The sequence below is a fragment of the Kitasatospora sp. NBC_01560 genome (assembly GCF_045208415.1).
GTDB lineage: Bacteria > Actinomycetota > Actinomycetes > Streptomycetales > Streptomycetaceae > Kitasatospora.
In genome coordinates this window covers 7,027,319-7,047,592 of sequence record NZ_CP109364.1, presented here as the reverse complement: position 1 = coordinate 7,047,592, position 20,274 = coordinate 7,027,319, and the positions used below count along the sequence as shown (strand labels likewise).

Below are 20,274 nucleotides of genomic sequence, written 5' to 3'. Positions count from 1 at the left end.
ACACCGTAGGAGCGGTCTGTCCTTAGTGTCGCGCCGAGCTTCGGGCGAATGGCCGACATCAACGGAAACCTGCGCCTCGCGCCCCAACCCGCCTTCATCCCAGTCAAGTTGGGTGTGCCCACGGCGGTCCTGGGCTGGTGATTGTGGAGTGGTCGGGCAGAGCGCCGGACCTGCCGGGCACGGCCTGGCTGCCACCGATCGGAGTCCCTCCGTGTATCCCTTCCCCCGTCCGGATCTTCCGCTCGTGTCTGAAGGCATCCCCTCAGCCGCGGGGGCGCCGGCCAATCAACCGGGCATCAGCCTGTCCGTGGCGGGTGCCCGGTTCCAGGTGCTCCCCTCGGACGAGGGCTGGGTGCTGCGTGCGAGCGTGCCCGGGCAACCGGCGTCGCTGTACGGGCCGTGCGTCGGGGAAGGACGGGCCGAAGCGTGGCTGCACCAGCTCGCGGCTTGGTGGTTGTGGCCGAGGGCGCAGGTGCGCGGCGTCTGGGGGTGCCTTGCCCGCACGGACGACGGCTGGTTCACGGCCCTCGCTTACACCGCTCTCTCGCCGCAGGTCCAGAGCCACCCTGATGTGCAGGCCGCCGAGGAGTACACCGCCCGCCACCTGATCACCCCGGCTCTGTGGTCCGACGGCGCGGACTCTGACCTGCCAGAGGCGGTCCGCAGCATCGAGACCCAGTTCTGGGTGCGAGAGGGTTACCGGACGCTCGGCACCTGGGCGACCAGCACGCTGGGAGCCCTGACGCGGGAGGCCTACCGGTCGCAGGTACTCGCGCGGGGCAACTTCGCAGCCACCGACCTCGCGGAACGCCTGGGGATCTCCCACGCCTCGATCTCCAGCGCGACGGCGGGGCGAAGCTGGGACCCGCCAATCAACCGAGCGCGCGGGGTTCTCGCGAACCGAGGAGGCCGCACCTGACAGCACCTGGCGTCGCCGCTGTCCGCAGTGCCCCACCGCTCTGGGTGGGGCACTGCGGCGTTGAGCGGGTGCTGGGTCGGTCCCACGAGGCTGCCCTGGCAGGCCGCGCGACTTCATCGTCGCGGGACGGCCGGCCAGCCGTTGACCGTGGAGTCTCGGCAGCCGGGTATGGCCGCAGGGCCGTAGCCCGCTCCTCACACGCCCGGGGAGGCTCCCTCTCGCACATCGGCGAACAGCGCCAGGGCGGCCCCGATCTCGCCGGGCAGGAGGATCGTTGACACCGACTTGCTCGACTTGGCCGGCGCGTCCGGCTGCTGCCAGTCGATGCCAGCCGAGGCGAGCACGGCCGCGAGTTGCTGGACGGCGGTCGCCAGTCGGCTGGCGTTCTCGCCGGACAAGGCCCGGCCTTCCTTGCTCTCCACGGCGGTGAGGGTCTTCAGGTGGGACGCGACCCGCTCCAGATCCGGTACCAGCGGTGCGAGCGCGGCATCCGCGCCCTCGCCGTCGACTTCCAGGATCAGGCGAACAGGGCGGGGCGGGCCCGCGGTCGGCAGTCCTTCTCCGTCCAGGGTGTACGGCACCTCCCAGGTGGTGGCGCCGTAGCCGTCCTCGGTGTACTTCCACAGGGAGGCGATCACTCGGTCCGGGTACGTGCCGATGATCTGGACTGTGCCACCATCGAGCCCTTCGCCGCTGGCGGGTAGGAGTCGCTGTTGCACGGAGGCGGTGATCGCGTCGATGCGCTCCTCCAGTGTCCCGGCCAGCGGAGCGAGTTCGACTTCGGCTTCCCGCAGCAGCCCGCGGGCCTTCGCCCCGGAGCGGCTCTTGAGGTCGAGGGTCGAGGTGTACGGGTTCGCGCCGAACAGGACCGGGCTGTACTCGTACAGGTCGAGGTCGGTGATGCGCCGGGCGCCCTTGCTGCGCCTGGAGGTGCGCACCTTGTAGCCGATCGACCATTGCACTTGGTCCTTGAAGAACTGCAGGTTGGCGTACATGTCCTGGCCGGCCTGTGTGGCGAGGTTGCACCGGCCCTTGACGAGTAGGGCGCCGGCCCCGGCGGGCCACGGTTGCCCGTCCGGTAGGGCCTCGGGCAGTCGGGTGTCGCCGGGGAGCAGTTCCTCGATGTGCTCGGTGCGCGCGGTCCAGGTGTTCCAGTCGTGCGACCACACCCCCTTGGGGGTGAGCTCGGCCAGGGTGCGGGCGTAGGCGCCCGGCTCGATGACGTCGCCGTCGTGGTCCAGGAGGCCGGTCACGCTCACGAGCGTGGTGAAGGCGCCCTGCTCGTCGTCGGTTTCCAGGACGCCGAGGGTCGCCTGCTTGTGGTCCAGCGTGTTGCCGGTTGTGCGTGCTCCCACCGTGTCGCTCCCGTCCGAGGCTGGTGCCGGTCACCGTAGGCGTGGACGGCGGCTTGGGTCGCGCCTACTCCTAGTAGTAGTCGTTGTTCTCGGGCTCGACCTCGTAGACGTGCCAGTCGCCCGGGCCAGCGAGGACGACGATCTCGGTTTCCTCGAGGCAGCCGATCCCTGTGCTGGGAACGGCCAGGATCCGGGAGACCGGGACGTCCCCGCTCATGACGTAGCCGGGCACGTCCCCGCCCCGAGTGGCGAACTCCTCCGCGATGTCCTCGTCGATGGAGAACGACGACACCGGCCGCAGGGGGATATCGGTGACGGTCCCGGAGCCGTTGATCTCCCGTACGTGGGAGTCGTCGTAGCCACCGGTGAATCCCCGGTGCACGGTGAGGTGGTCGATGCCAAGCTCAGCGAAGTGTTCCTGGCTGGCCTCCCACATGGCCGTGAGGAAGGCGTCCAGGATGCTGCCGCGTTCGGCGAGGACCCGGTCCGTTTCGGCGTCCAGGTCAGGGTCGCCATGGTCCCAGGCCATGGTGTCAACGAGGTTGAACCGGCGCCGGGCTGTCTCCTGAAGGGCCAGGGCATTGGGGTCGTGATCGTTGGCGGTGGAGGCCCAGCCGGCCACCAGGTAAGAGACGGCCTCGGCGCGGGCGAAGTCGCGGTACTCGTCGCCGGTCATCCGTACGTAGCCCCACGGTTCCCTGCGCGCTCCGGTGTCCAGATCGGCCTGCTCGACATAGTCCGCATAGCCGGAGCTGCCGTACTCGCTGCGGTAGGCGGCGAGTTGACCGTCGCGGACTCGCGAAAGGCGGTCGCGCTGCTGGTCGGAGAGCAGTTGTTCATCTCCGATGTGCGCCATGCGTTGGGCAAGCGAGCCGCACATGGCGGCCTTGGCTGTCCCGGCCGGGCGGTGGCGGCTGCCGAGTAGTTCCGCGTCAGGGATGTGTCGGCCTGAGGCGCGGGTGTGCGGGAGGGCGGAGGGGCCGGAGCCGGCGTGCTCGGCGAAGCGCCCGTGGTCGTCGCGGCGGTGGTGGCGCTCGTCCCACGGGCGTGTCTTGGCCCGCAGGCGCAAGGTGACCGTGGGTTCGGCGTACACCGTGCTGCTTTCTGCCGGATGGTGTGGGTGCCGGCAGGGTGGCAGTGGAGGGGGCGCAGCGTCGTGCCGAGCGCGGCCGGTGGCGGCGGGTGTCAGTCGGCACGCTGCCAGTGCCAGGTGCCAGGGCCGGCCAGGACGACGACCTCGGCCTCGTCGAGGCAGCCGATCCCGGTGGCGGGGGTGGCGATGATCCGCCCGGCAGGCACGACGGCGCTCATGATGATGCCGGGGCCGTCCTCGGTGGCGAACTGGTGGGCCACCTCGGGGTCGAGGGAGAACGCGGACAACGGGCGCAGAGCGGGATCGCTGAGGGTGTTGCCGTCAGCGGCCCATCCGGCGGGGGGCTGACCGTCGGGGGTGCTCATGCCTCGGAAGACGGTGAGGGAGCCGAGATCGGCTTCGGTGAGGTGAGTTTGGGTGCGGTCCCACATGGCGGTGAGCAACGCTTCGAGCGCGAGCTGGTGGGTGGCTTGGTGGTCAGCGGTGGCCTGTGCGAGGTGACCGACACTCGGCCAGTCGGCGGCTGGTAGAAGGCCAAAGTGGTCGCGGGCCGTCGCCTGGAGGGCAAGGGCTTCGGCGTCTTCGTCGTTGGAGGTCATCGCCCACGTGGCGATCATGCGGTTGACGGCGTCGGTTCGCAGCAGATCACGTGCCTGGTCCGGCGCGGCCGGCTTCCATGAGGGATTCGACGGCGGGCTGCCGGGGTCTGTCGTGCGCAGTTGCCCGGTCGCAGGATCGACGTGCGCGGTCGCGTAGCCGCTCTGCACATCGGCCAGGCGGATGCGGGCGTGCTCGGTCAGGAGTGCATCGTCCGGCACGTCTTGCAGGTCGCGGGCGAGGCCGGCCACGACGTTGGCTTTGTAGGCCTGAGCCACGCGTTCGCCTGTGCCGTCGCGGAAGACCAGACCGTGTTCCTCCTCATCGAACCGCGGTTGCGAACGAGGCGCCCGGGAAGGCCGAGCGGCGGCAACGCGGATGCGCTCCAGTAGCGGGTCCGTGCTGGCACCGGGAACGTGGGAGAAGCGGCCTTGACCGTCCCGGGGGTGCTGGCTGTCCTGGAAGGGCCGGTTCTTCACCCGCAGGCGCAGCCGCACGATCGAGATGGTCTGAGGCGAGAGACGCACAGGTCTCCTCCGGTGCGCGCAGGAGTCGGACGGTGCACCTTGTCAGATCGCCCCCCTTAGCGTCGCTGTCGCGTACTAGCGTTGAATGCGACAGGCAATTCAGGGGGTGAGCATGCCGATATGCGGCAGCTGTGAGCATGAGACGTCTACGTCGGACAACTTCTGCGGGCGCTGTGGTGCGCAGCAGGTCTCGCCGGGAGGTGATGGCCACGGGGCTACGCCGCTGGCGAGTTCGCTGTGCCGGACTCTTCGGGATTGCGCGACAAGGACGTTTGAGCGCCTGGCCAGTGATCACTACGACAGGTTTGTCCCGCGCGAGGAGACGTACACCAGCCTGAACCTCCAGGACCTCAACCGGGCCCACCGCGACCAGGTCGCGATCGTCCCGTTCTACACCCACGAGGAGACCCAAAACGGTGCGGACTGGGAGTGGTGGTTCTACGCGGACGATACGGGATTCGGCATGCGGGTCCAGGCCAAACGGGCACTTCGCGCTGGGGGCTACCGGCTGGAGCATCACACGCGGTCAGGCAAGAGGCAGAGCGAGCTGTTGGTCGAGGATGCGCTGGCCAACGGCTGTGTCCCGGCCTACGTCCTGTACAACCACCGGAATTGGGTGCCGAGGTTCGTTGAGGGAACGACCGCCACGTGTGTCCACGGCGCCGGCGTGACAAGTCACATGGGCTGCACCATTGTGTCCGCCCTGACTGTCCACGCCGTCCTGCGACACCACCCGATTTCTGCTGCCAAAGTCCGGGACGCGAGCATGCCGTGGCATCGGGTCCTGTGCGACGGCGCGCGACGGTCGGCCTTGGATCAGGCATACGGACAGGTGGTAGGGCTTCACAATCGTGGGCTGTCCGAGTTGGAGGCAGCCATTCGGGCTGAGACCCAGCCGCCGGTCTCATACAGCGCGACGCCTGAGCCCGGGCCCTCGCCATGGCCGACGGGGGCCGGGACTGCGTCGTGGCCGACCGGCCGCGACGCAGCGGCCCGTCCGACGCCGAACCGGGGCGAGGTGCCGGCCTATGACGAGCCCCAAGCGCCGACCGACACCTACGACGTAGAGGCTCCGTTCACGTCAGCTGAACGCGAGGAATGGGAGGCGGCCCGCAATGCTCGCGTGCGGGAGGTTTTGGATACTCCGCTGTACCGCGGTGTCGCAACGGTCCGGGACCGGCCGCTGGGCCGCCTGCCGGACCGGGTGCTCGACATGATCCGCCACGGTGACATCTCCAGGGGCCCGGACGAACGTGCCGCAGGCGCCGTTCTGGTGAACCTGAGCCCGGACGCCGCCAGCACGTAGTCAGGAGGCCGGGTCGCCCCCCGGCTCCTGGCGAGCCTCGTCCAACAGCTCCTGCGGGGCGGCCTTTCCAAACGGCTGGGTCAGAATGCGGTGGGCTGCCTCATGCCGGTCGATGCCGAGAACCTCCGCGAGCCCGTCGAGGGTGGTGACGGGGTTGCCGTTGCCGTAGCGGATGTCCCAACGCCGGGTTCGGATCCAGTCCTCGTTGAGATGTTGCCGGTCGCTGGGCGGATTTCCTGCAGTCATGCTTCATCCTCACACGGGGCTGGGCGTGCCCGGGGCGGCCCGGGGACGGACTTGGTGATCCGGTCAGTGCTGAATCCGCCAAGCCAGGCGGCAACGGCAGTTCAGGGCCTGCCCAGGGGGTCCCTGCGGGTCGGCGGGGTGGCGTAGGAGGTCGTGGCCGACGGTGAAGGGCTGGCCGAGGGGCTGTGTCTGGCCGTCCGCCGCTTCGTGGTCGGGGCGGGTGCGGCCGTCGTCGTGGGCGATCCATCGGCGTACAAGGCCGGCGTGCGCGCTGGCGGCGGCGGCCTGGTCGCGGGCGATCTCGATGGTGACGGTGGCGAGGCGCCTCGCGGTGACGGTGGCCCACGCTGTGAAGGAGCGGCCCCAGTCGCGTGTGGCGTCGGTGATGCCGGCCAGGTCCTTTCCGGACCGGTCAGCTTCCTGGACTTCCTCGGCGAGGACTGCGGCGTGGTTGGCGAGCCAGTCACCGAGCAGCGGGGCGAGAACGGGCCAGACGGTGTCCGGGATGGTGTCGGAAGTGCCGAGGGCGGCGCGCAGTTCGCCCGCGGCGGCGACGGCGGCGTGCTCTACGAGAGGCTGGAGGGCCTGAGCTGCTTCCTGCTGCCATGTCGCGAGGTCGATCACCAGCTCGACGGGCAGGTTCTTGCTGCCTGTCCGCGTGTCCTCGGTTCCGCGACCGTCCCAGTGCCGGGTGCCCTTGCGGTATCGGGGGGAGCCGAGGCGGGCGATGGTGCGTTCGGTCCAGCGGATGGCAAGGGCCTGGAGCGCGTCGTTCAGCCGGGTGTGCAGCGCTGTGGCGGCGGTCTCGTCAAGCGGCAGGTCGCGGGCGGTGTCGAGAGCTTTTGCTGTGCGCGGGGGCTGGCCGGCGGGCGGCGCCGTGGCGAGGGCCTGTGCGTCGGCGGCGCGGGCGGGTACAGCGGTTCGGCCGGAGGTCAGCCACAGGGCGCGTGTTGCGGGGGTGTCGTCCACTTCGTCGGCGAAGCCTGCAAGTTCTGCGTAGGAGCGGACGGATCGGACGCCGGCGGCGACCTCTTCTCGGGCCTCGGTCAGGCGCTTGGAGCGGGCGTTGCGAAGCACGTCAATGTCGGAGATGTCGAAGTAGACCTCGTTGCCGTCGCCGGCGTCCTCTTGGAAGCCCGCGGCGAGCAGTGACAGGTGCGGCGGCATGGTGACTTCCCAGAACTGCAGCTTCTCGGCTTGGGCGTTGTCGTAGGTGCGGCCGCTGGCGTTGCCGAGCTGGGATTCGGGAACGCCGAACGCGGCGAGCAGTTCGACCTTGGAGTTGAGGGACACCGTCTCGTAGGCCATGTCCCGGGGGGTGGTGGAGGTGTCGGTGACGGTGATGTTGCCGCCGGTCAGCACGGTCCAGGCGCCTGCGGCGGACGGTCCGCCGCCGAACTTGGCGCGCAGCAGGCGGAGTTCGGTGTCGTCCATGTCGCCGTCGATGCCGATGACGCCGCCGGGGCGGGCGTCGTTGTGGACGAAGCTGAGGTTGTAGTGGCGGGTGAAGAAGTCGAGGTCGGCGGACAGGCCGGCGGCCTCCAGCGGGGTGATGCCGGAGTAGGGGTCGAGGGGGTGGGGGTTGCGGATCCATCGGACCCGCTCCACGTCGAGGGTGCGCAGCTCGCCGGTCGGCGTGACGGTCTCGAAGTGGCTGACCAGGTCGGCCCCCGTACCGGGGACTGGGCGGGTGCGGCCCGGGGGCAGGAGGTCGATGCGCAGGAGGTCGCCGCCGCGGCTGAACGTCGGTTCCAAGAAGACTCCGCGTTTGCTGAGCAGGAGCTGCATGCTGGCCCGCTTCTTGAGGATCCAGGCGACCTCGAGGGGGTTGGCCTTGATGTTCATCGCCTGGTACAGCGGGTGGTCGGCAAGCGGTGGCAGGGGCTCGTCGGAGCTGTCGCTGCGCGGGCGCACACGCAGGAGCCGGTCAGCGGCGTGGTTGGCGATGGTGTCCACGGCCTTGTAGATCCATACGGCCCGTTCCATGCCGTCCTGGACAGCGCGTTCGACGGACCACGGCCGGGCCCGGTCGATGCCGGCGGGCGCCCAGTTGAGGGTGTAGTTGGGCTCGCTCTTGGTGGCCGGCGGCGGTGTGCGGCGCAGGGTGGGGAACCAGCGGCGGGGCATGGGCGGCTCCTCCTACGGCTGCTCGTCGTCGCGGCCGAGGACGGCGGCGGCGGCGAGTGCGGACAGGCTGGTGCAGGCCGTGCCCAGCCGCGGGTCCGTGGTGTAGGCGGCGGCGTTGAGGCCCACCGCGCCGAGGACGAGCAGAGCGACGGAGACGATGTCGCGCGCCCGGCGTGTTGCCGGGTGCGCGACATCGTTCTTCGTACGCGGGCTGGGCCTGCTGGGTGTGTTCACGGCAGGCAGGCTAGGCAGCCTCTGCGCTTAGCGTCCCGGTGTGGCCGGCGGCGCGGCTGCGCCGGGTGCGCGCGGCGTTGGAGTTGCCGGTGATGGTGGGCTTGGCGACCGCCCCCTCGGTGTGCGGCTCGGGGGTGCGGCGCTTACGGGTGCCGACGGGGCCCCCGTGGAGGGTGGGGTCGGAACCGGCGCATTCGGTGTGCAGGGCCTCGTCGTAGGGCCTGCGGCAGTGAATGCACATCACCTCGGCGGAGGAAACCTTGGTGGTTGCCGGGACGCGGTAGACGCCGCGTCGGCGTGCATATGCAGCGCCTTGTTCGTCGACGGGAACGTACGCGGCGATAACCCATTCATGCGCGAGCTTCGGTGCGGCTGCAGATGTCATTCCGAAACTCCTTTCGTCACAGCCTGACGGGGGCAGGCTTCACGGCGCATGAAGTGAATTTTGAACACTGATTCATCCTTTTCTCGCCAGGGGCAGGAGTGCTTCCGACGTGGGGCGGAAGGACTCCTGTCTCGACCTAGTTGTCCGAGTAAGGAGAAATAGAGGGGTGAGGCGCTTACACTCGTCCCGAATTTGACACGCCCCCGCCAACCCTCTTGCATCCCCCGAGACCGTCGGCATATGCCAAGCACGGCTCGTCAACGATTCAATAACTGACAAACCCCATATCGCCACCTCTTTTCGTGTGACTTCTATCACAGAGGAATGAACGCAACCTTCGCCTCCGAAACGCGTCTAACAGACGGGATCTGCCTGCAAGCACGAAATGTGGTCCCTACGCGATCAGCCGGACCTTGCGCCGGCGCGTCTGCGGCTCGTACAGGGTGAGGAGCACGGACTCTCCCCGGTCCGGTGAGCGCACGCCTCTGGCCACCATGGACCGCTTCGACTCGATCATGGTCCGCCCGCTGGCGTTCGTGCCGTACTTCGGCGCAGCCAGCTGGGCGAGGGTCCTCGGGTCCAGGCGGAGCCGGAGCGCCGCGCTGCGCGGGACCAGCAGCGCCCTGGCCGCCAACCACATCTCGTCCCGCTGCGAGGCCGGCCGCAGCGTCGCCGTCTCATCGTCTCGCCCCGGCGCCTCATGGGCGATCACCGGGACGATCTCCGCCGAGTGCAGCCCCTCCCGGCCCCAGGCCGCCAGGAGTCCCGCCACCCCCCAGCCGACCCCGTTCGCGTCGATCTTGACTCGGACCGGCGCGGTGGTGCCGAGCGCCTGGGCGAGTTGCTGCGCGGCCCTGATCTCCCGCAGGACGACACCGGCGACCGCGACCGCGTCCGCGTTCTCCGGGCCCGCCGCGGCGTGGCGCAGCTGCACGAGGTCGCCGACGGCCCGGCTGATGGCGAACTCGTCACCGCCGCCGGCTGCCACGTCCACGCCCAGCCGCACCCAGGCGCCCGGCTTGACTAGGTGCTCGCTGGTCTCGGTCTCCAGACCGAGGCTGTTCAGCGGCAGGTAGCCGTCGCCGTCCGGCTCACCTGCCTCGGAGGCGGCCTCCACCCAGGCGGCCGGGATGGCCCGCGCCTGCCCTCCGCGCGGGAAGTTGGCGTGGACCTTGGCGGTGACGAACGGCGCGTCCTCGCCGTGGTCGCGGATGGTGTCCTCCACCCACTCCGGGTCGACCAGGTGGGAGGCAAGCAGGTGTACCGGAGCCTGCGGCGGGCAGGAGCGGCACCGCCGGGTCCTCTCTCCGGACAGCAGCGGGGTGTCGTAGACGCTGATCGGCAGGACGTGCACCGCCGGGTCCGAGCAGGTCTGCTCGAACCAGCTGCCCTCGTCGTCGGTCGGCGGGTTGCCGATCAGCAGGGCGCGGGTGTGCTCGCCCGTGAGGACACCTCGCATTGCGGCGCCGATGATCCGGCCGATGCCGCCGGCCTCGTCCACGATGAACATCAGCCGGGGCGCGTGGATGCCCTGGACGGCGGATTCGTCGTGGTCCGGAGCAGAGAAGCCGTAGGCGACGACGACATCGGAGCCGTGGTGGTCGGGCATCTTCCATTGTGTGACGCCGACTTCACCCGGCAGGCCGGCGCGGGCCACGATCTGGCGGATGTGGGGCCACATCTGCCGCTGGACCTGGCGGGCCCGGGTGGCGGTGGTGACGGTCAGGGCGGTGCCTGGCGGATGGACGACGGAGGACCAGACCGCGGCGCGGGCGGCGATGTGGGTTTTCCCGGAACCGAAGCACGAGGGAACGGCGACTCGGCGGTGGTCGACCAGTGCCTCCAGGATGTCCCGCTGGCGGCTCCACTGGCTCTCCCCGAGGACGTCCTCAACGAAGCCGACCGGGTCGTCCGCCCACAGGGCGTAGGGGGTGCCGGCCTCCGCCTTGGCGGCGGCGAGGACCTGCGCCCAGTCCTTGGGCGCCAGCCCTTCGTAGAAGCGGCGGCGGACTGCGGGGGGCGTGGCCGCGAGGTCGGCGTACAGGCGCTGGGCCGCCTTGCCCGGGCGGCGCGCAGGCAGGGCCGACAGTGGCTGCTTCACGTGCCTCCCCTCGGACCGGAATCGATCGGCAGGTCACAGTGCACGGTTGTTGCCGGTGTGTCATGTCGAGCCCGACCAGCCAGAAACAGACTCTGGTCTGTTTTATAGACTTGAGTCTATTTCTCTGCGAGGCTGGTAGCGCCAGCCGGGGACCGCGAACCCCCGGCCCACACTCAAGGAGACCAACCATGGCTCTGACCCACCGGATCACCGCCCGCCACGCGGCCGTCGCCTTCGCCGTCGTCGCCGCCTTCACCACCGGTACCACCGTCGCCTCACACTCGGCCTCCTCCCCGGCTGCACCGGCCGCCCCCATCACCCCGAGCACCGTCCTTCTCAGCCCCGCCCCGGCCCAGCCCGCAGCCCTTCCGTCCATCCCCGCCGCGCCGATCGCCCCGGCTGCCCCGGTCTGCTCGCCGTCCACTGCAGAGCTCGCCAGCCCGGCCGCCCTCAGCCCGGCCCCGCCCGTCCCCACGATCACGGCCCCGGCCGCCACCGTGACCGCGACCGAACCCGCCCCGACCGTCACCGTGACCGTCACCGCCACGCAGGTGATCACCGCCCCGACCCCGCCCGCGCCCACCACCGGGGCCCCGGCCACGATCCTGCCGACCGCCTCCCCGTCCCCGAGCCCGAGCGTCACCCGCAGCCCGGCGCAGCCGAGCACCAGCCCTCAGCCGACCCGCTGACCGCCCGGCTGGGCCTCTCCCCGCGCGGGGAGAGGCCCAGCCCGTTCACCGGCCTACGTGTTTCGGCGGCAGGGACAGCACCCACCCACGGGCCGTCTTCGTCGCCACGACTCCAAGCTGCGTGCGAGCCCGCTGCACGGTGCGCGACGACAGCCCGACCGCCGCCGCTGCCGCCAGCACCTCCCTGGCAGGCGCCGGCCCCCCGGCCAGCAACTGCTCCAGGAACCTGTATGCCCCGCTGCTGGCCGGGCGGCGGCGGCAGAGGTCGGCGTCCTCGATCGCGTGATACGTCCCGCGCGGGAAGCGGCTGCGCCACACCACCGGCCGGTGGCGACCTGCCTGATGGAACTGCAGGCCGCCCATCACCTTCCACGACTCACTGGCCACCGGCACCAACGCCATCGACGGCTCCGACCCGTGCACAGCCATGTGCACCGCCGCCGTGCTCGCCAGTATCGCGGCCGCCTGCGCCCGGCGGGAGGCCAGCCAGCCCGCCCGCTTGGAGGCCTCACGCACGGCCAGCACCGCGGTTCCGAGCCGATTCGACAGCTCCGCGAGCGCCCGCAGAGCCCGCTCCGCCGGTACCCGGTAGGGACACACGAGCATGACGTCCACAACCAGCAGCTCAGCACCACAGCCGCGCAGCAGTTCCTCCGCCTGCGCCAGGTCCCCGGGCAGCCTCAGCCCCTTCTGGCCGCCGCGCCCACCTAGGGCCTCGACCACCTCGACCTGCTCCAGGTTGGCACCCGACGCCGTCAGCAGCTGTTTGGCACCCGCCGTCGTGTGCGGAGCCGTCAGCACCACCACGTTCCGCCCGCTCCGGGGCTGCTGGCCGTCCGGTAGCGCCGCCCCGGCAGAGACTCGGGCGGCTACGTCCAACGCCACCGCGAGGGTGTGTATGCCGTCCTCGCCGTCGATCAGCGTCAGACCGACGGACGGTACGTAGCCCGGCCAGATCCAGCCCGGGCCGTCGGTGAACGCCGGCGGCGGCACCACGACGAACTGCGCGCAGAGCCGCAAGGCCGCCGCCACGTCCTGCGGGTCGCATCCAGCGCTCAGACAGTCCAGCTCGACCCGCTCATCCCCGGCCGCGAGCACCAGCAGCGAGTTCTGCCGGTCATCGTGCGCGGGGCACCTCGCCAACCATCCGCCTTCGGTCAGCTTTACGTTCCCCCAGCGACGCAGAGCTTCCTGCACCACGGCGTAAGAGCTATCCGGCAAATCGACCACTCCTCCTTCGTCCCTCCGCAAGGACCGCGTCGCTTCTCAGCGATGCGCCTCACCCAGCTGCAGCAGCCCCCACCCGATCACTTGCCGCTGACGGACAGGCAAGCCAATTAACTGCGCGTAACCGTCCGGTGGACGAGTGGTGCCCTCGCCCGCCCGGCGCTTCGCCGCCGACTCTGACTCACAGCGCACTCAACTCCTCGGCCGCGCCCCACATGTCGCCATGTGCGGGACGTACAGGCGTTCGTACGACAGCACCGGCAGCTCCCGGGTCGGCCGACGCGACCGGGCCGTACCCGCGCCGTCCCGGTAGACCGCCGTGTTGCCCTGCTCCGACGGCTCCGGATCAACGGCCAGGCGGGCCCCGGACGCGGTGACCGTCCAGTGGACCGGCCGACAACACCGCCGGCACCTGGCCAGCCCCCGACGCGGCAGCATCGATCACCCCTCGCCGGACGCCGGATCCGGGATCGCGAGCAACGCGGCCACCTGACGCCAGCCGTACATCGCAACCGCGGTCGCCTGGCCGTGCTCGGCGATCGCCTCCAGCACGTCCACCAGCTCCACCGCCTCCTCGCGCCCACCAGGGAGCGCGGCCATCAGGGGACGCGGGCCGGGCATCACGTCCGCCTGCTTTCGCCGCCCGGCAACGGGCAGCGCACCAACGAGCGCCAACGTTCTGGCCCCCGCAGATCCGGCCGGTCCGGGCCGGACCTCCTCCATCGCGATCTCCTTCTCGATGTCAGCGAACCGCTGTGCCACCGACACCCGAGCAGCATCGGCAGCCCCGCGATGCTGCGCCGAACGGCCACGACGTCGAGGTGCGGCCCCCGGTGGCACCCCCGGCTGCGCCCGCTGCTCCCGGACCCACTTGCGCCACAGCGCCGGCCAGTCCGCGCCCTGCGTAGCCCGGCCGCGGTGCCAGTCCGTGAACACGGCCGTCGTGGCCTCCAGCCCCGCCTGGCCGCCGAGGCGATCGGTGTGACCCTCGGCAGCGGCCCACAGCAGGGCGGCCTCATCCGGCGCGAAGCCGTCCGGCAGCGGGTGCCGGCGCGCCGCCCCCCACCCACCTTCAGACCTCGCACCCACACCAGCCCCCTCCCTTCGGGAGGGGCTGGAAGGGGCCGGGCGCGCACGAGGGCCGCCGCCGTCCCCCGGGGACTCGGGCCGCTGGCCAGCACCGTTTCCCCGGGCGGCATCACGATCCGGTCCCCGATCGTGCGGAGAATCGTCCTCGTCCAGCGACGAACGGCCACCGCCGCGCTGCTGCCGCTTCTTCTCCGCCGCGCGCCGACGCCGCTCCTGGACCTGCTGACGACTGGGGTTCGCATCCAGGTAGTCATGCATCACGTAGTCGCCCTCCCGAACCTGCGGGCACCTCGGGCAGTTGTGGCGGGCGGCGTGCCACAGGCCGGCATCCAGCAGCTTGCGGACCTGCGTCCCGGTGCCGCTCTTCGATGCCACCGCGCCGGGGATCACCCCATCGGTCAGATGGGCACTCGCGTAGGCGCCGCAGCGCAGCCAGAGCCCTATCGCGGCGTTGCCCGCCGCAAGAGCCTTGGGGTGGTCGTACGTGCTGTCGCCGACGGCGAACCAGGGCATGACGGTTGCCTCCTACCAGGGTTGTGTGCCGGGGCCGCAGTCCGGCAGATGGGTGGCGGGCCCGGGACCGGTCAGGCCGCCGCATTCGTGGTGGCCGCCGCATCGAGGCCGAGGAGAACGCGCAGCTTCGCCGTGGGCACCAGAAGGCGCCGACCGACCGTGATCGTCGGGATCTCCCCGCGCCGGGCCGCGTTGTAGCTCGCCGCCTTCTGAAGGCCGAAGTACCGGCCAGCCTCCGGCACGGTCATGGTCGGCTGCACCTGCGGGTCTGGCAGCGCCTGCGGGGTCTCGGTCACCTGCGGGTCCAGCTCGGAAGAAGTCGTCTCGGTTGTCGTCATGACCGAACCCTGGCCCGGAGACGGCTCTTCCGTCCCGCCGTCCACCTGTGGCCTCACCTGTCTCAGCCCGGGTCTCTTGGACACCATGTGGTACATCCCCGCCCACATTCATGCAGGTCAGCAGCCATGCGAACCGCAAATGGCGGCCTTGACGGGATTCAGCAGCGCCTCGGCCGAGGGCCTGCATCTGGCCTCCACCAGCGGAAATACGAACGGCTCCTGGCCAGTTGAGACCACGCCTGTCTAGTCCGGTCCAACCCCGTCCACACGGGCCCCGGCCGAGGCCAGTCCCGTCCAGGCACAACGCGACTCAACATCATCCGGGCCGTACGGTCGCCAACTCACCCAGCTCACACGGGCTGTTCCCTCACCGGCCCAGCCCGGGTGACTGTGGGCGCCGAACCGACGCCAGGCCCCGCGCGGGCCACGATCCGGATGAGAGGCCATGACTCCGCGACCGCACCACCTGTCCGATCAGATCAGCCCGGAGGTGACACGGTGAGCCGCAACACCAACAAGGTCGGCTCCGTGTTCCGCCGATGCACCTGCCGCGAGCCTGTCCGCGATGACGTCGGCAACCTCGTCCTGGACGCCCGCGGGAAGCCGAAGACTCGCGAACTCGGCTCCCGCTGCCCGAAACTCAAGGGGAAGAAGGCCCAGGGGAGTTGGGGCTACTACCTGCCACTCAAACCCGGCCCGGACGGCAAGCCTCGCCGGGACCGCCGCCTCGGATACGAAGACAAGGACGCAGCCGAGGCCGCGCTGGCGGAGGTCATCGGCAAGTCCACCCGGGCCGAGGTGATCGACCACCGTACGACCGTCGCCCAGTTCCTCACGAAGTGGCTGAAGGGGAAGAAGACGCTGGAGGCGACGACGGTCAGCTCCTACTCCAGCCACATCAGGAACTACCTGATCCCCGCGCTCGGCGACATCAAGCTCGAAGACCTGACGGCCCAACCGATCCGGGACATGTTCGACGCGATCGCGGCCCGCAACCTGGTCATCGCGTACGAGTTGGCGCTGATCTCCAAGGCGCGTGCAGAGTACGCGGAGTGGAAGGCCCAGTACGGCCGCAAGCCGGGCCGGCCGAAGGCCGGCGCTCAGCCGCCCGCCGTGCCGCCGCCGGAGATCCCCAAGCGCGAGCAGCACCCGCAGATGCGGATCGTCGAGCCCGCGACGATGCACCGCATCCGCGCCACCCTGCGGTCCGCCCTGACCCAGGCGGTCAAGGAGCTGCGAATACCAACGAACTGGGCGGGTCTGGTCGACCTGCCCTCCGGCAAACGGCCGAAGGCCCTGCTGTGGACGCCGGAACGCGTCGATGAGTGGAAGCGCACCGGTGAGAAGCCGTCCAAAGTGATGGTGTGGACCCCCGAGCAGGCCGGCGCCTTCTTGGACGCCGTGGAGGGCGACTGGCTGCGCGCGTTCTGGCACCTGTGCATCTTCCGGGGCCTGCGGCGGGGCGAGGGCGCCGGGCTGAAGTGGGCGAAGACCAGTCTCGAAACCGCCGTGATCACCATCGACTGGCAGGTCGTCACCGTCGACGGCAAGCCGCTGGGCAAGGACCCCAAGGCGGACAGCGTCCGCACGATCGCCCTCGACAGCCACACCCTCCAGGAGCTGCGGGACCACCGCGACCGCATGGCGGAAGCGCGGCAGGAGGCGGCGGAGGCCGGGCTGCCGTGGCCGGCGATCGATTCCGTATTCGTCCGCGAGGACGGCGAGGAGATCAACCCGGACTACCTGACCGACCGGTTCGAGCTGCTGTGCACCCGGCTGGGCCTGCCCCCGGTCCGACTGCACGACCTGCGGCACCTCGCCGCCACCCTGCTCCTCGGCGCCGGAGCGGACCTGAAGGTCGTCCAGGAGGTCCTCGGGCACGCCACGATCGTCCTGACCGCCGACACCTACACCTCCGTACTGCCCTCCTTGGACCGCGAGAACGCGGAGAAGGCGGCCGCCCTGGTGCCGGTCAAGAACCGGCGGGCTGCCGTCCCCCTCGCCTTCGTCCTCGACCTCGGCGGCCTCGAGGTGGCCTCGACAACCAGGGAGATCGCTCAGGCGATCGTCGCGGGCTGGAACGCGAGCGTGCACGAGATCAGCCGCTCCGCCCAGCTGCGCCCGGCCGAGGTACCTGCCGAACCCGTCCCGTGGACCGGAGGCGGGCGGCTCTGGGAGCGGCCCCCGCACTGCGAGGTCGTCCACCTCGTCGTGGCGGGGATCGACCGGCACACCGGCACCGTGCTGTACGAGTTGCCGATCAGCAGCCGCGCGACCTGGGAGTTCGAGCGGGACCTGTTCACCGACCTGGCCGCCCTGGTCACCGTCGAGCTACGGGTCGGCCTGCGCGGCCCGATCGAGGTCGTCGCCCGAGGTACTGACCAGGATGCGGTGAAGGGCGCGTTCGACCAGGGCCTGCGCGAGGCCGAGGAGCTGTGCGCCCGCCTCCGGGTTGCCGACGACGCCGAGGCAGCCTGACGGCCCGCACCGGGGCCTTCTCGTCCCGCCGTGGGAGAGGGACGGGAAGGCCTGGACCGGGGCCACGCCAGGGCGCCAGCAGCGCGCCCTTCACCGGTGGTCCAGCCACCACAGCACGCCGCTGACCACCGCCGCGCCCGCGGCCGACGCCGCACCCCGCAATGCGCTGACGCCGGCCAGCCGTGCATATCGCCGGCGCCGAGCCCTGGCTGCTGTTCGCCTGCGCGCCTCGTGCCCTCCACCCGCTCCGGGCAGCCCGATCGAGTCTCCTGCCATCTCTACCCCTCCGTAAGCGCGTTGGCGCTGTACCAGCCGGTCCCTCCGGCTTCGTGCTCCCATCAGAGCAAGGGGCAGGTCACCCAAAGCGGGGGCACCTCGGGGGGTTCTACGACGGGCGAAGCGGCGGACCCTACACCTGACCCCGAAACCGCCGGGCATCTTCACTGCAACACCTCCGGGTGACGGGACTTGGCGCTACGTTCAGCCCATGGTCAGGACCTCTCCCAGCCCCGCCGATCGCCGGCTGATCGACCTCGCGGGGCAGCGCGGCATCCAGGTATCGGCGCGCCACCTCGAACGCTGGCGCAGCCGCCCGAACCCGCTGCTGCCCTCCCACCATCGGGAGTACCCCGGACAGCCCTCCGGCGGCAGTTCCTCGACGGCCGATGACCGCCTGGTCGACCTGGTCATCTGGCTGGCCCGCCACCGGCGCCCGGGCGCTGACCGCGGTCACCTCGCCCTGCGAGCCTTCGGCGCTGGCCTGCCGGTACCGGAGGAGACCGTCCGCGCCGCCTTCATCCGCGCCCCGCACGAGGTGGCGGACCAGTTGCACCGGGGGTTCGGACCGCTACCCGAGGACGGCGACCTTGAAGACTGGGTACACGACGGCGCCGATGCGATGGCTGGAAGTCGGGAGCGCCGTCCCACGGCAGTCGACCGGCGCCTTGGGAAGATCGATCGGCAGGTGGGAGCCCTTCTGAAGCCTGCCGCGGCCGAGTTCGCCGCCAAGTTCGACCCCGGAGCCTCCCAGGCGGAGGCGCTGGACCGCACAGGCCGGCATTACCACGCGGCTGTCGCGGTGATGGCCGGTCCCGGGGAGCTGGCGCCGGACACACTCGCCGGCTACGCGCGCGGGCTGGTCGATGGCGGTATGCCGCAGTGGCCGGCTCACCTGCTGGAGACCGACCCGGGCGATCCACTCGCGGCCGTCACTGCCGACCCCCCACACCAGCTCCCGGACCTCCCCTCCAACAACGCCGCCAACCACCTGTTCAGCATCGCGCGAGATGCCACGACGGCCCGGCTGCGAGCCGCTTGGACGGCCGCAGGGCAGATACCGGGCTGGGCGGAGGAGATCTGCGCCGCCACCGAGAGCGAGCTGACCGCTGGACAGCCCGCCAAGGCCGTGGAGCGCTGGGCGATGGGCATGGTGTTCCCGGTCGACAGGGTCTTTCTGGCCATCGGCCTGGCGGAGCCCGCCCCGACTCCGGGGCAGCAGGCCTCGACCGCCCTGAACCTGCTGTTCATGACCGACGCGACCAACGCGACGCTGCGCATCACCGACGACGACGGCCGCGCGACGATGCGTCGACTGGCACCGCCGTTCCTCCTCGGGCTACTGGAGATGGGCTGAGCGGTGGACGGCCCGCCCAGGACAGGGCAGTGGACGAGTCGGGCCACGCCGGCTCGCCGCTCGCCTGCTGGTCGACGTCGGCTGCGCCCGACTCGGGCAGCGACCCGCGGGGCCGATCCTTCGCGCTCCGGCGAATGGACGGCCCCGCAGGAGCAGATCACCGCTGCTGCAGCCACCAGATGGGCACGGTGACGATCGCTGTCCCCGCAGCCGTCGCCGCGCCTCTCAACGCGTAGAGGCCAGCCAGCCTCACGTAGCGGCGCAGCCGGCGCTTGGAAACCAGCGGCTTGAGCTCGGAGGGGGCAGGGGTGTTCCGCTGATCCTGGGATTCAGCCATATCCTGGAAGGGCTCCTGTTCACGCGATGGCAGGGCAATTCCGTCGCCCGCAGCGCCTAGACAACTCTGCGCGCGACGTTCTACGACGAGGTCGGGGCATGGCCCTGGACGGCCGGCCCCGGCCTCAGTCGAAGCTCGATGTGAAGGTGTCGTCGTCGTTGGGCCAGATCGCCTCGATCATGAGCGACCCGCACAAGTCGATCAGGTCCTTGCGCGGTTTGGTCGGTGTGAGGACGGCCAGCCGGGGTGTCGGCGTGACGAACCTGCGGTAGTCAATGAGCTCGCCGACGGCGAGGCGGACGGCTTCCCGAGTGGGGCTTGCCTTGCACTCGAAGATCACGTTGTCGGTCTCGTCGTAGAGATCAACTTGGAAGGGGACTCGCTCGCCTTCCGGCTGAATCTGGAGGCGTCCAACCTTGTGCCCGAGGCCGCTGAGGTGGTCGGCGTAACGGGCAAGGAGGACACGTTCGGATTGCTTGGCGGGCACGCGGTTCGCACGGCGGCGTAGCTGCGTCATCGGGTCCGCAAGTCTCTCGGTCTCGATGACCTGGGCCTCGTCCGCTGGCGCGGAAGGGAGCATGGGGGCGCCGGGCGCGACGGTTCCGACGGGCCTCAGCCGGAACACGATCACAGTTCGCATCTCGCCATCGACGTCAAGGGCGTCCGCAGAGTAGTACGGCGCCTCCGCGTCGACCTCGAACTGCCCGAGACAGCGGTACACCCGATCGTGGTCCCGCCGCCACACATAGAGGCTGCGGCCGACATCCTTGTGGGTCAGCAGGGCCCGATTGGCCTGCGTCATCGTCTGGTTTCCCCGCAGACCAGCACCGGTGTAGTGGAATACGCCGCCCTCCCCCCAACCGTCGGTGAGGGACGCCCCAAACCTCCCGGACACCGTCGGGTCGGAGAACAAGTGGATCATTTCGGCGCTGTTGGAGATAGAGATCCCGCTCTGCCGGTTGCCACCGAAGGTGTCGTGAAGTTCGGCCCGCGTCATGGTGACACCAGGCTCCGGCCGCTTGCTCAACAGGTCCCCCTTTCGATGACAGGAACACTCTGCCACAAGCGTGACGCTTTCAC

Annotated in this window: 18 protein-coding genes; 5 read left to right on the top strand and 13 right to left on the bottom strand. The window is 70.5% G+C overall.

All coding sequences use genetic code 11. The annotated features are described in order from the left end of the window. Nucleotides 1–244 precede the first annotated feature (244 nt). Nucleotides 245–919 carry a hypothetical protein gene (locus OH807_RS30545; protein ID WP_406205237.1) on the top strand — a complete coding sequence of 225 codons (675 nt, stop codon included), beginning with the start codon at nucleotides 245–247 and terminating at the stop codon, nucleotides 917–919. 194 nt (nucleotides 920–1,113) lie between these two features. Here the strand turns inward: OH807_RS30545 and OH807_RS30540 are convergent, their stop codons facing one another. The 3 genes from OH807_RS30540 to OH807_RS30530 all read right to left on the bottom strand — a co-directional run bounded on the left by OH807_RS30540 (nucleotide 1,114) and on the right by OH807_RS30530 (nucleotide 4,461). Next, nucleotides 1,114–2,274: an HK97 family phage prohead protease gene (locus tag OH807_RS30540; RefSeq protein WP_406205234.1), complete on the bottom strand. Its 1,161-nt coding sequence runs from the start codon at nucleotides 2,272–2,274 to the stop codon at nucleotides 1,114–1,116. Nucleotides 2,275–2,344: 70 nt separating this feature from the next. Next, on the bottom strand, nucleotides 2,345–3,367 hold the full coding sequence (locus OH807_RS30535) for a hypothetical protein (protein WP_406205232.1): 1,023 nt from the start codon (nucleotides 3,365–3,367) through the stop codon (nucleotides 2,345–2,347). A gap of 92 nt (nucleotides 3,368–3,459) precedes the next feature. Beyond that, entirely contained in the window at nucleotides 3,460–4,461 is a 1,002-nt protein-coding gene (locus OH807_RS30530; RefSeq protein WP_406205230.1) for a hypothetical protein, read from the bottom strand. Between the two features lie 142 nt (nucleotides 4,462–4,603). On the opposite strand from OH807_RS30530, the gene OH807_RS30525 reads away from it, so the two are divergent. Next, complete coding sequence (locus OH807_RS30525; protein ID WP_406211289.1) at nucleotides 4,604–5,797, top strand: DUF6615 family protein; 1,194 nt, start codon at nucleotides 4,604–4,606, stop codon at nucleotides 5,795–5,797. Here OH807_RS30525 and OH807_RS30520 read toward each other — a convergent pair whose 3' ends face one another. The 5 genes from OH807_RS30520 to OH807_RS30500 form a co-directional block, all read right to left on the bottom strand. After that, entirely contained in the window at nucleotides 5,798–6,043 is a 246-nt protein-coding gene (locus OH807_RS30520; protein ID WP_406205227.1) for a hypothetical protein, read from the bottom strand. Nucleotides 6,044–6,106: 63 nt separating this feature from the next. Beyond that, nucleotides 6,107–8,170 carry a phage portal protein gene (locus OH807_RS30515; protein WP_406205224.1) on the bottom strand — a complete coding sequence of 688 codons (2,064 nt, stop codon included), beginning with the start codon at nucleotides 8,168–8,170 and terminating at the stop codon, nucleotides 6,107–6,109. Between the two features lie 12 nt (nucleotides 8,171–8,182). Then, the gene (locus OH807_RS30510; RefSeq protein ID WP_406205221.1) at nucleotides 8,183–8,404 is read right to left on the bottom strand and encodes a hypothetical protein; all 222 of its coding nucleotides are present in this window, start codon (nucleotides 8,402–8,404) and stop codon (nucleotides 8,183–8,185) included. A 10-nt stretch (nucleotides 8,405–8,414) separates the two neighbouring features. Continuing rightward, nucleotides 8,415–8,789: a hypothetical protein gene (locus OH807_RS30505; RefSeq protein WP_406205218.1), complete on the bottom strand. Its 375-nt coding sequence runs from the start codon at nucleotides 8,787–8,789 to the stop codon at nucleotides 8,415–8,417. A gap of 394 nt (nucleotides 8,790–9,183) precedes the next feature. Continuing rightward, a complete protein-coding gene (locus OH807_RS30500) occupies nucleotides 9,184–10,890 on the bottom strand; it encodes a hypothetical protein (RefSeq protein WP_406205215.1) in 1,707 nt (568 codons plus the stop codon). Between the two features lie 188 nt (nucleotides 10,891–11,078). Between OH807_RS30500 and OH807_RS30495 the strand changes: the two genes are divergently transcribed. Then, the gene (locus OH807_RS30495) at nucleotides 11,079–11,579 is read left to right on the top strand and encodes a hypothetical protein (protein WP_406205212.1); all 501 of its coding nucleotides are present in this window, start codon (nucleotides 11,079–11,081) and stop codon (nucleotides 11,577–11,579) included. Between the two features lie 45 nt (nucleotides 11,580–11,624). Here the strand turns inward: OH807_RS30495 and OH807_RS30490 are convergent, their stop codons facing one another. From OH807_RS30490 to OH807_RS30480, 3 genes are all read right to left on the bottom strand, one after another. After that, complete coding sequence (locus OH807_RS30490) at nucleotides 11,625–12,809, bottom strand: hypothetical protein (protein ID WP_406205209.1); 1,185 nt, start codon at nucleotides 12,807–12,809, stop codon at nucleotides 11,625–11,627. 438 nt (nucleotides 12,810–13,247) lie between these two features. Continuing rightward, on the bottom strand, nucleotides 13,248–14,408 hold the full coding sequence (locus OH807_RS30485; RefSeq protein WP_406205206.1) for a hypothetical protein: 1,161 nt from the start codon (nucleotides 14,406–14,408) through the stop codon (nucleotides 13,248–13,250). Between the two features lie 71 nt (nucleotides 14,409–14,479). Then, nucleotides 14,480–14,746 (bottom strand): hypothetical protein, encoded by a 267-nt coding sequence (locus OH807_RS30480; RefSeq protein WP_406205203.1) that lies wholly within the window; start codon nucleotides 14,744–14,746, stop codon nucleotides 14,480–14,482. Between the two features lie 498 nt (nucleotides 14,747–15,244). On the opposite strand from OH807_RS30480, the gene OH807_RS30475 reads away from it, so the two are divergent. Continuing rightward, on the top strand, nucleotides 15,245–17,224 hold the full coding sequence (locus OH807_RS30475; protein ID WP_406205200.1) for a tyrosine-type recombinase/integrase: 1,980 nt from the start codon (nucleotides 15,245–15,247) through the stop codon (nucleotides 17,222–17,224). 487 nt (nucleotides 17,225–17,711) lie between these two features. Continuing rightward, nucleotides 17,712–18,857, top strand: a complete 1,146-nt coding sequence (locus OH807_RS30470) for a hypothetical protein (RefSeq protein ID WP_406205197.1) — start codon at nucleotides 17,712–17,714, stop codon at nucleotides 18,855–18,857. Between the two features lie 157 nt (nucleotides 18,858–19,014). On the opposite strand, the gene OH807_RS30465 is transcribed toward OH807_RS30470, so the two are convergent. Both OH807_RS30465 and OH807_RS30460 read right to left on the bottom strand, forming a co-directional pair. Then, nucleotides 19,015–19,194 (bottom strand): hypothetical protein, encoded by a 180-nt coding sequence (locus OH807_RS30465; protein ID WP_406205194.1) that lies wholly within the window; start codon nucleotides 19,192–19,194, stop codon nucleotides 19,015–19,017. A 124-nt stretch (nucleotides 19,195–19,318) separates the two neighbouring features. Next, nucleotides 19,319–20,221 carry a restriction endonuclease gene (locus tag OH807_RS30460; protein ID WP_406205191.1) on the bottom strand — a complete coding sequence of 301 codons (903 nt, stop codon included), beginning with the start codon at nucleotides 20,219–20,221 and terminating at the stop codon, nucleotides 19,319–19,321. Nucleotides 20,222–20,274 lie beyond the last annotated feature (53 nt).

Coding starts and splice junctions, on each gene's coding strand:
- OH807_RS30485 (WP_406205206.1), bottom strand. CDS start 14,408: ATGCCCTGGTTCGCCGTCGGCGACAGCACGTACGACCACCCCAAGGCT.
- OH807_RS30505 (WP_406205218.1), bottom strand. CDS start 8,789: ATGACATCTGCAGCCGCACCGAAGCTCGCGCATGAATGGGTTATCGCC.
- OH807_RS30525 (WP_406211289.1), top strand. CDS start 4,604: ATGCCGATATGCGGCAGCTGTGAGCATGAGACGTCTACGTCGGACAAC.
- OH807_RS30520 (WP_406205227.1), bottom strand. CDS start 6,043: ATGACTGCAGGAAATCCGCCCAGCGACCGGCAACATCTCAACGAGGAC.
- OH807_RS30465 (WP_406205194.1), bottom strand. CDS start 19,194: ATGGCTGAATCCCAGGATCAGCGGAACACCCCTGCCCCCTCCGAGCTC.
- OH807_RS30470 (WP_406205197.1), top strand. CDS start 17,712: ATGGTCAGGACCTCTCCCAGCCCCGCCGATCGCCGGCTGATCGACCTC.
- OH807_RS30515 (WP_406205224.1), bottom strand. CDS start 8,170: ATGCCCCGCCGCTGGTTCCCCACCCTGCGCCGCACACCGCCGCCGGCC.
- OH807_RS30495 (WP_406205212.1), top strand. CDS start 11,079: ATGGCTCTGACCCACCGGATCACCGCCCGCCACGCGGCCGTCGCCTTC.
- OH807_RS30480 (WP_406205203.1), bottom strand. CDS start 14,746: ATGACGACAACCGAGACGACTTCTTCCGAGCTGGACCCGCAGGTGACC.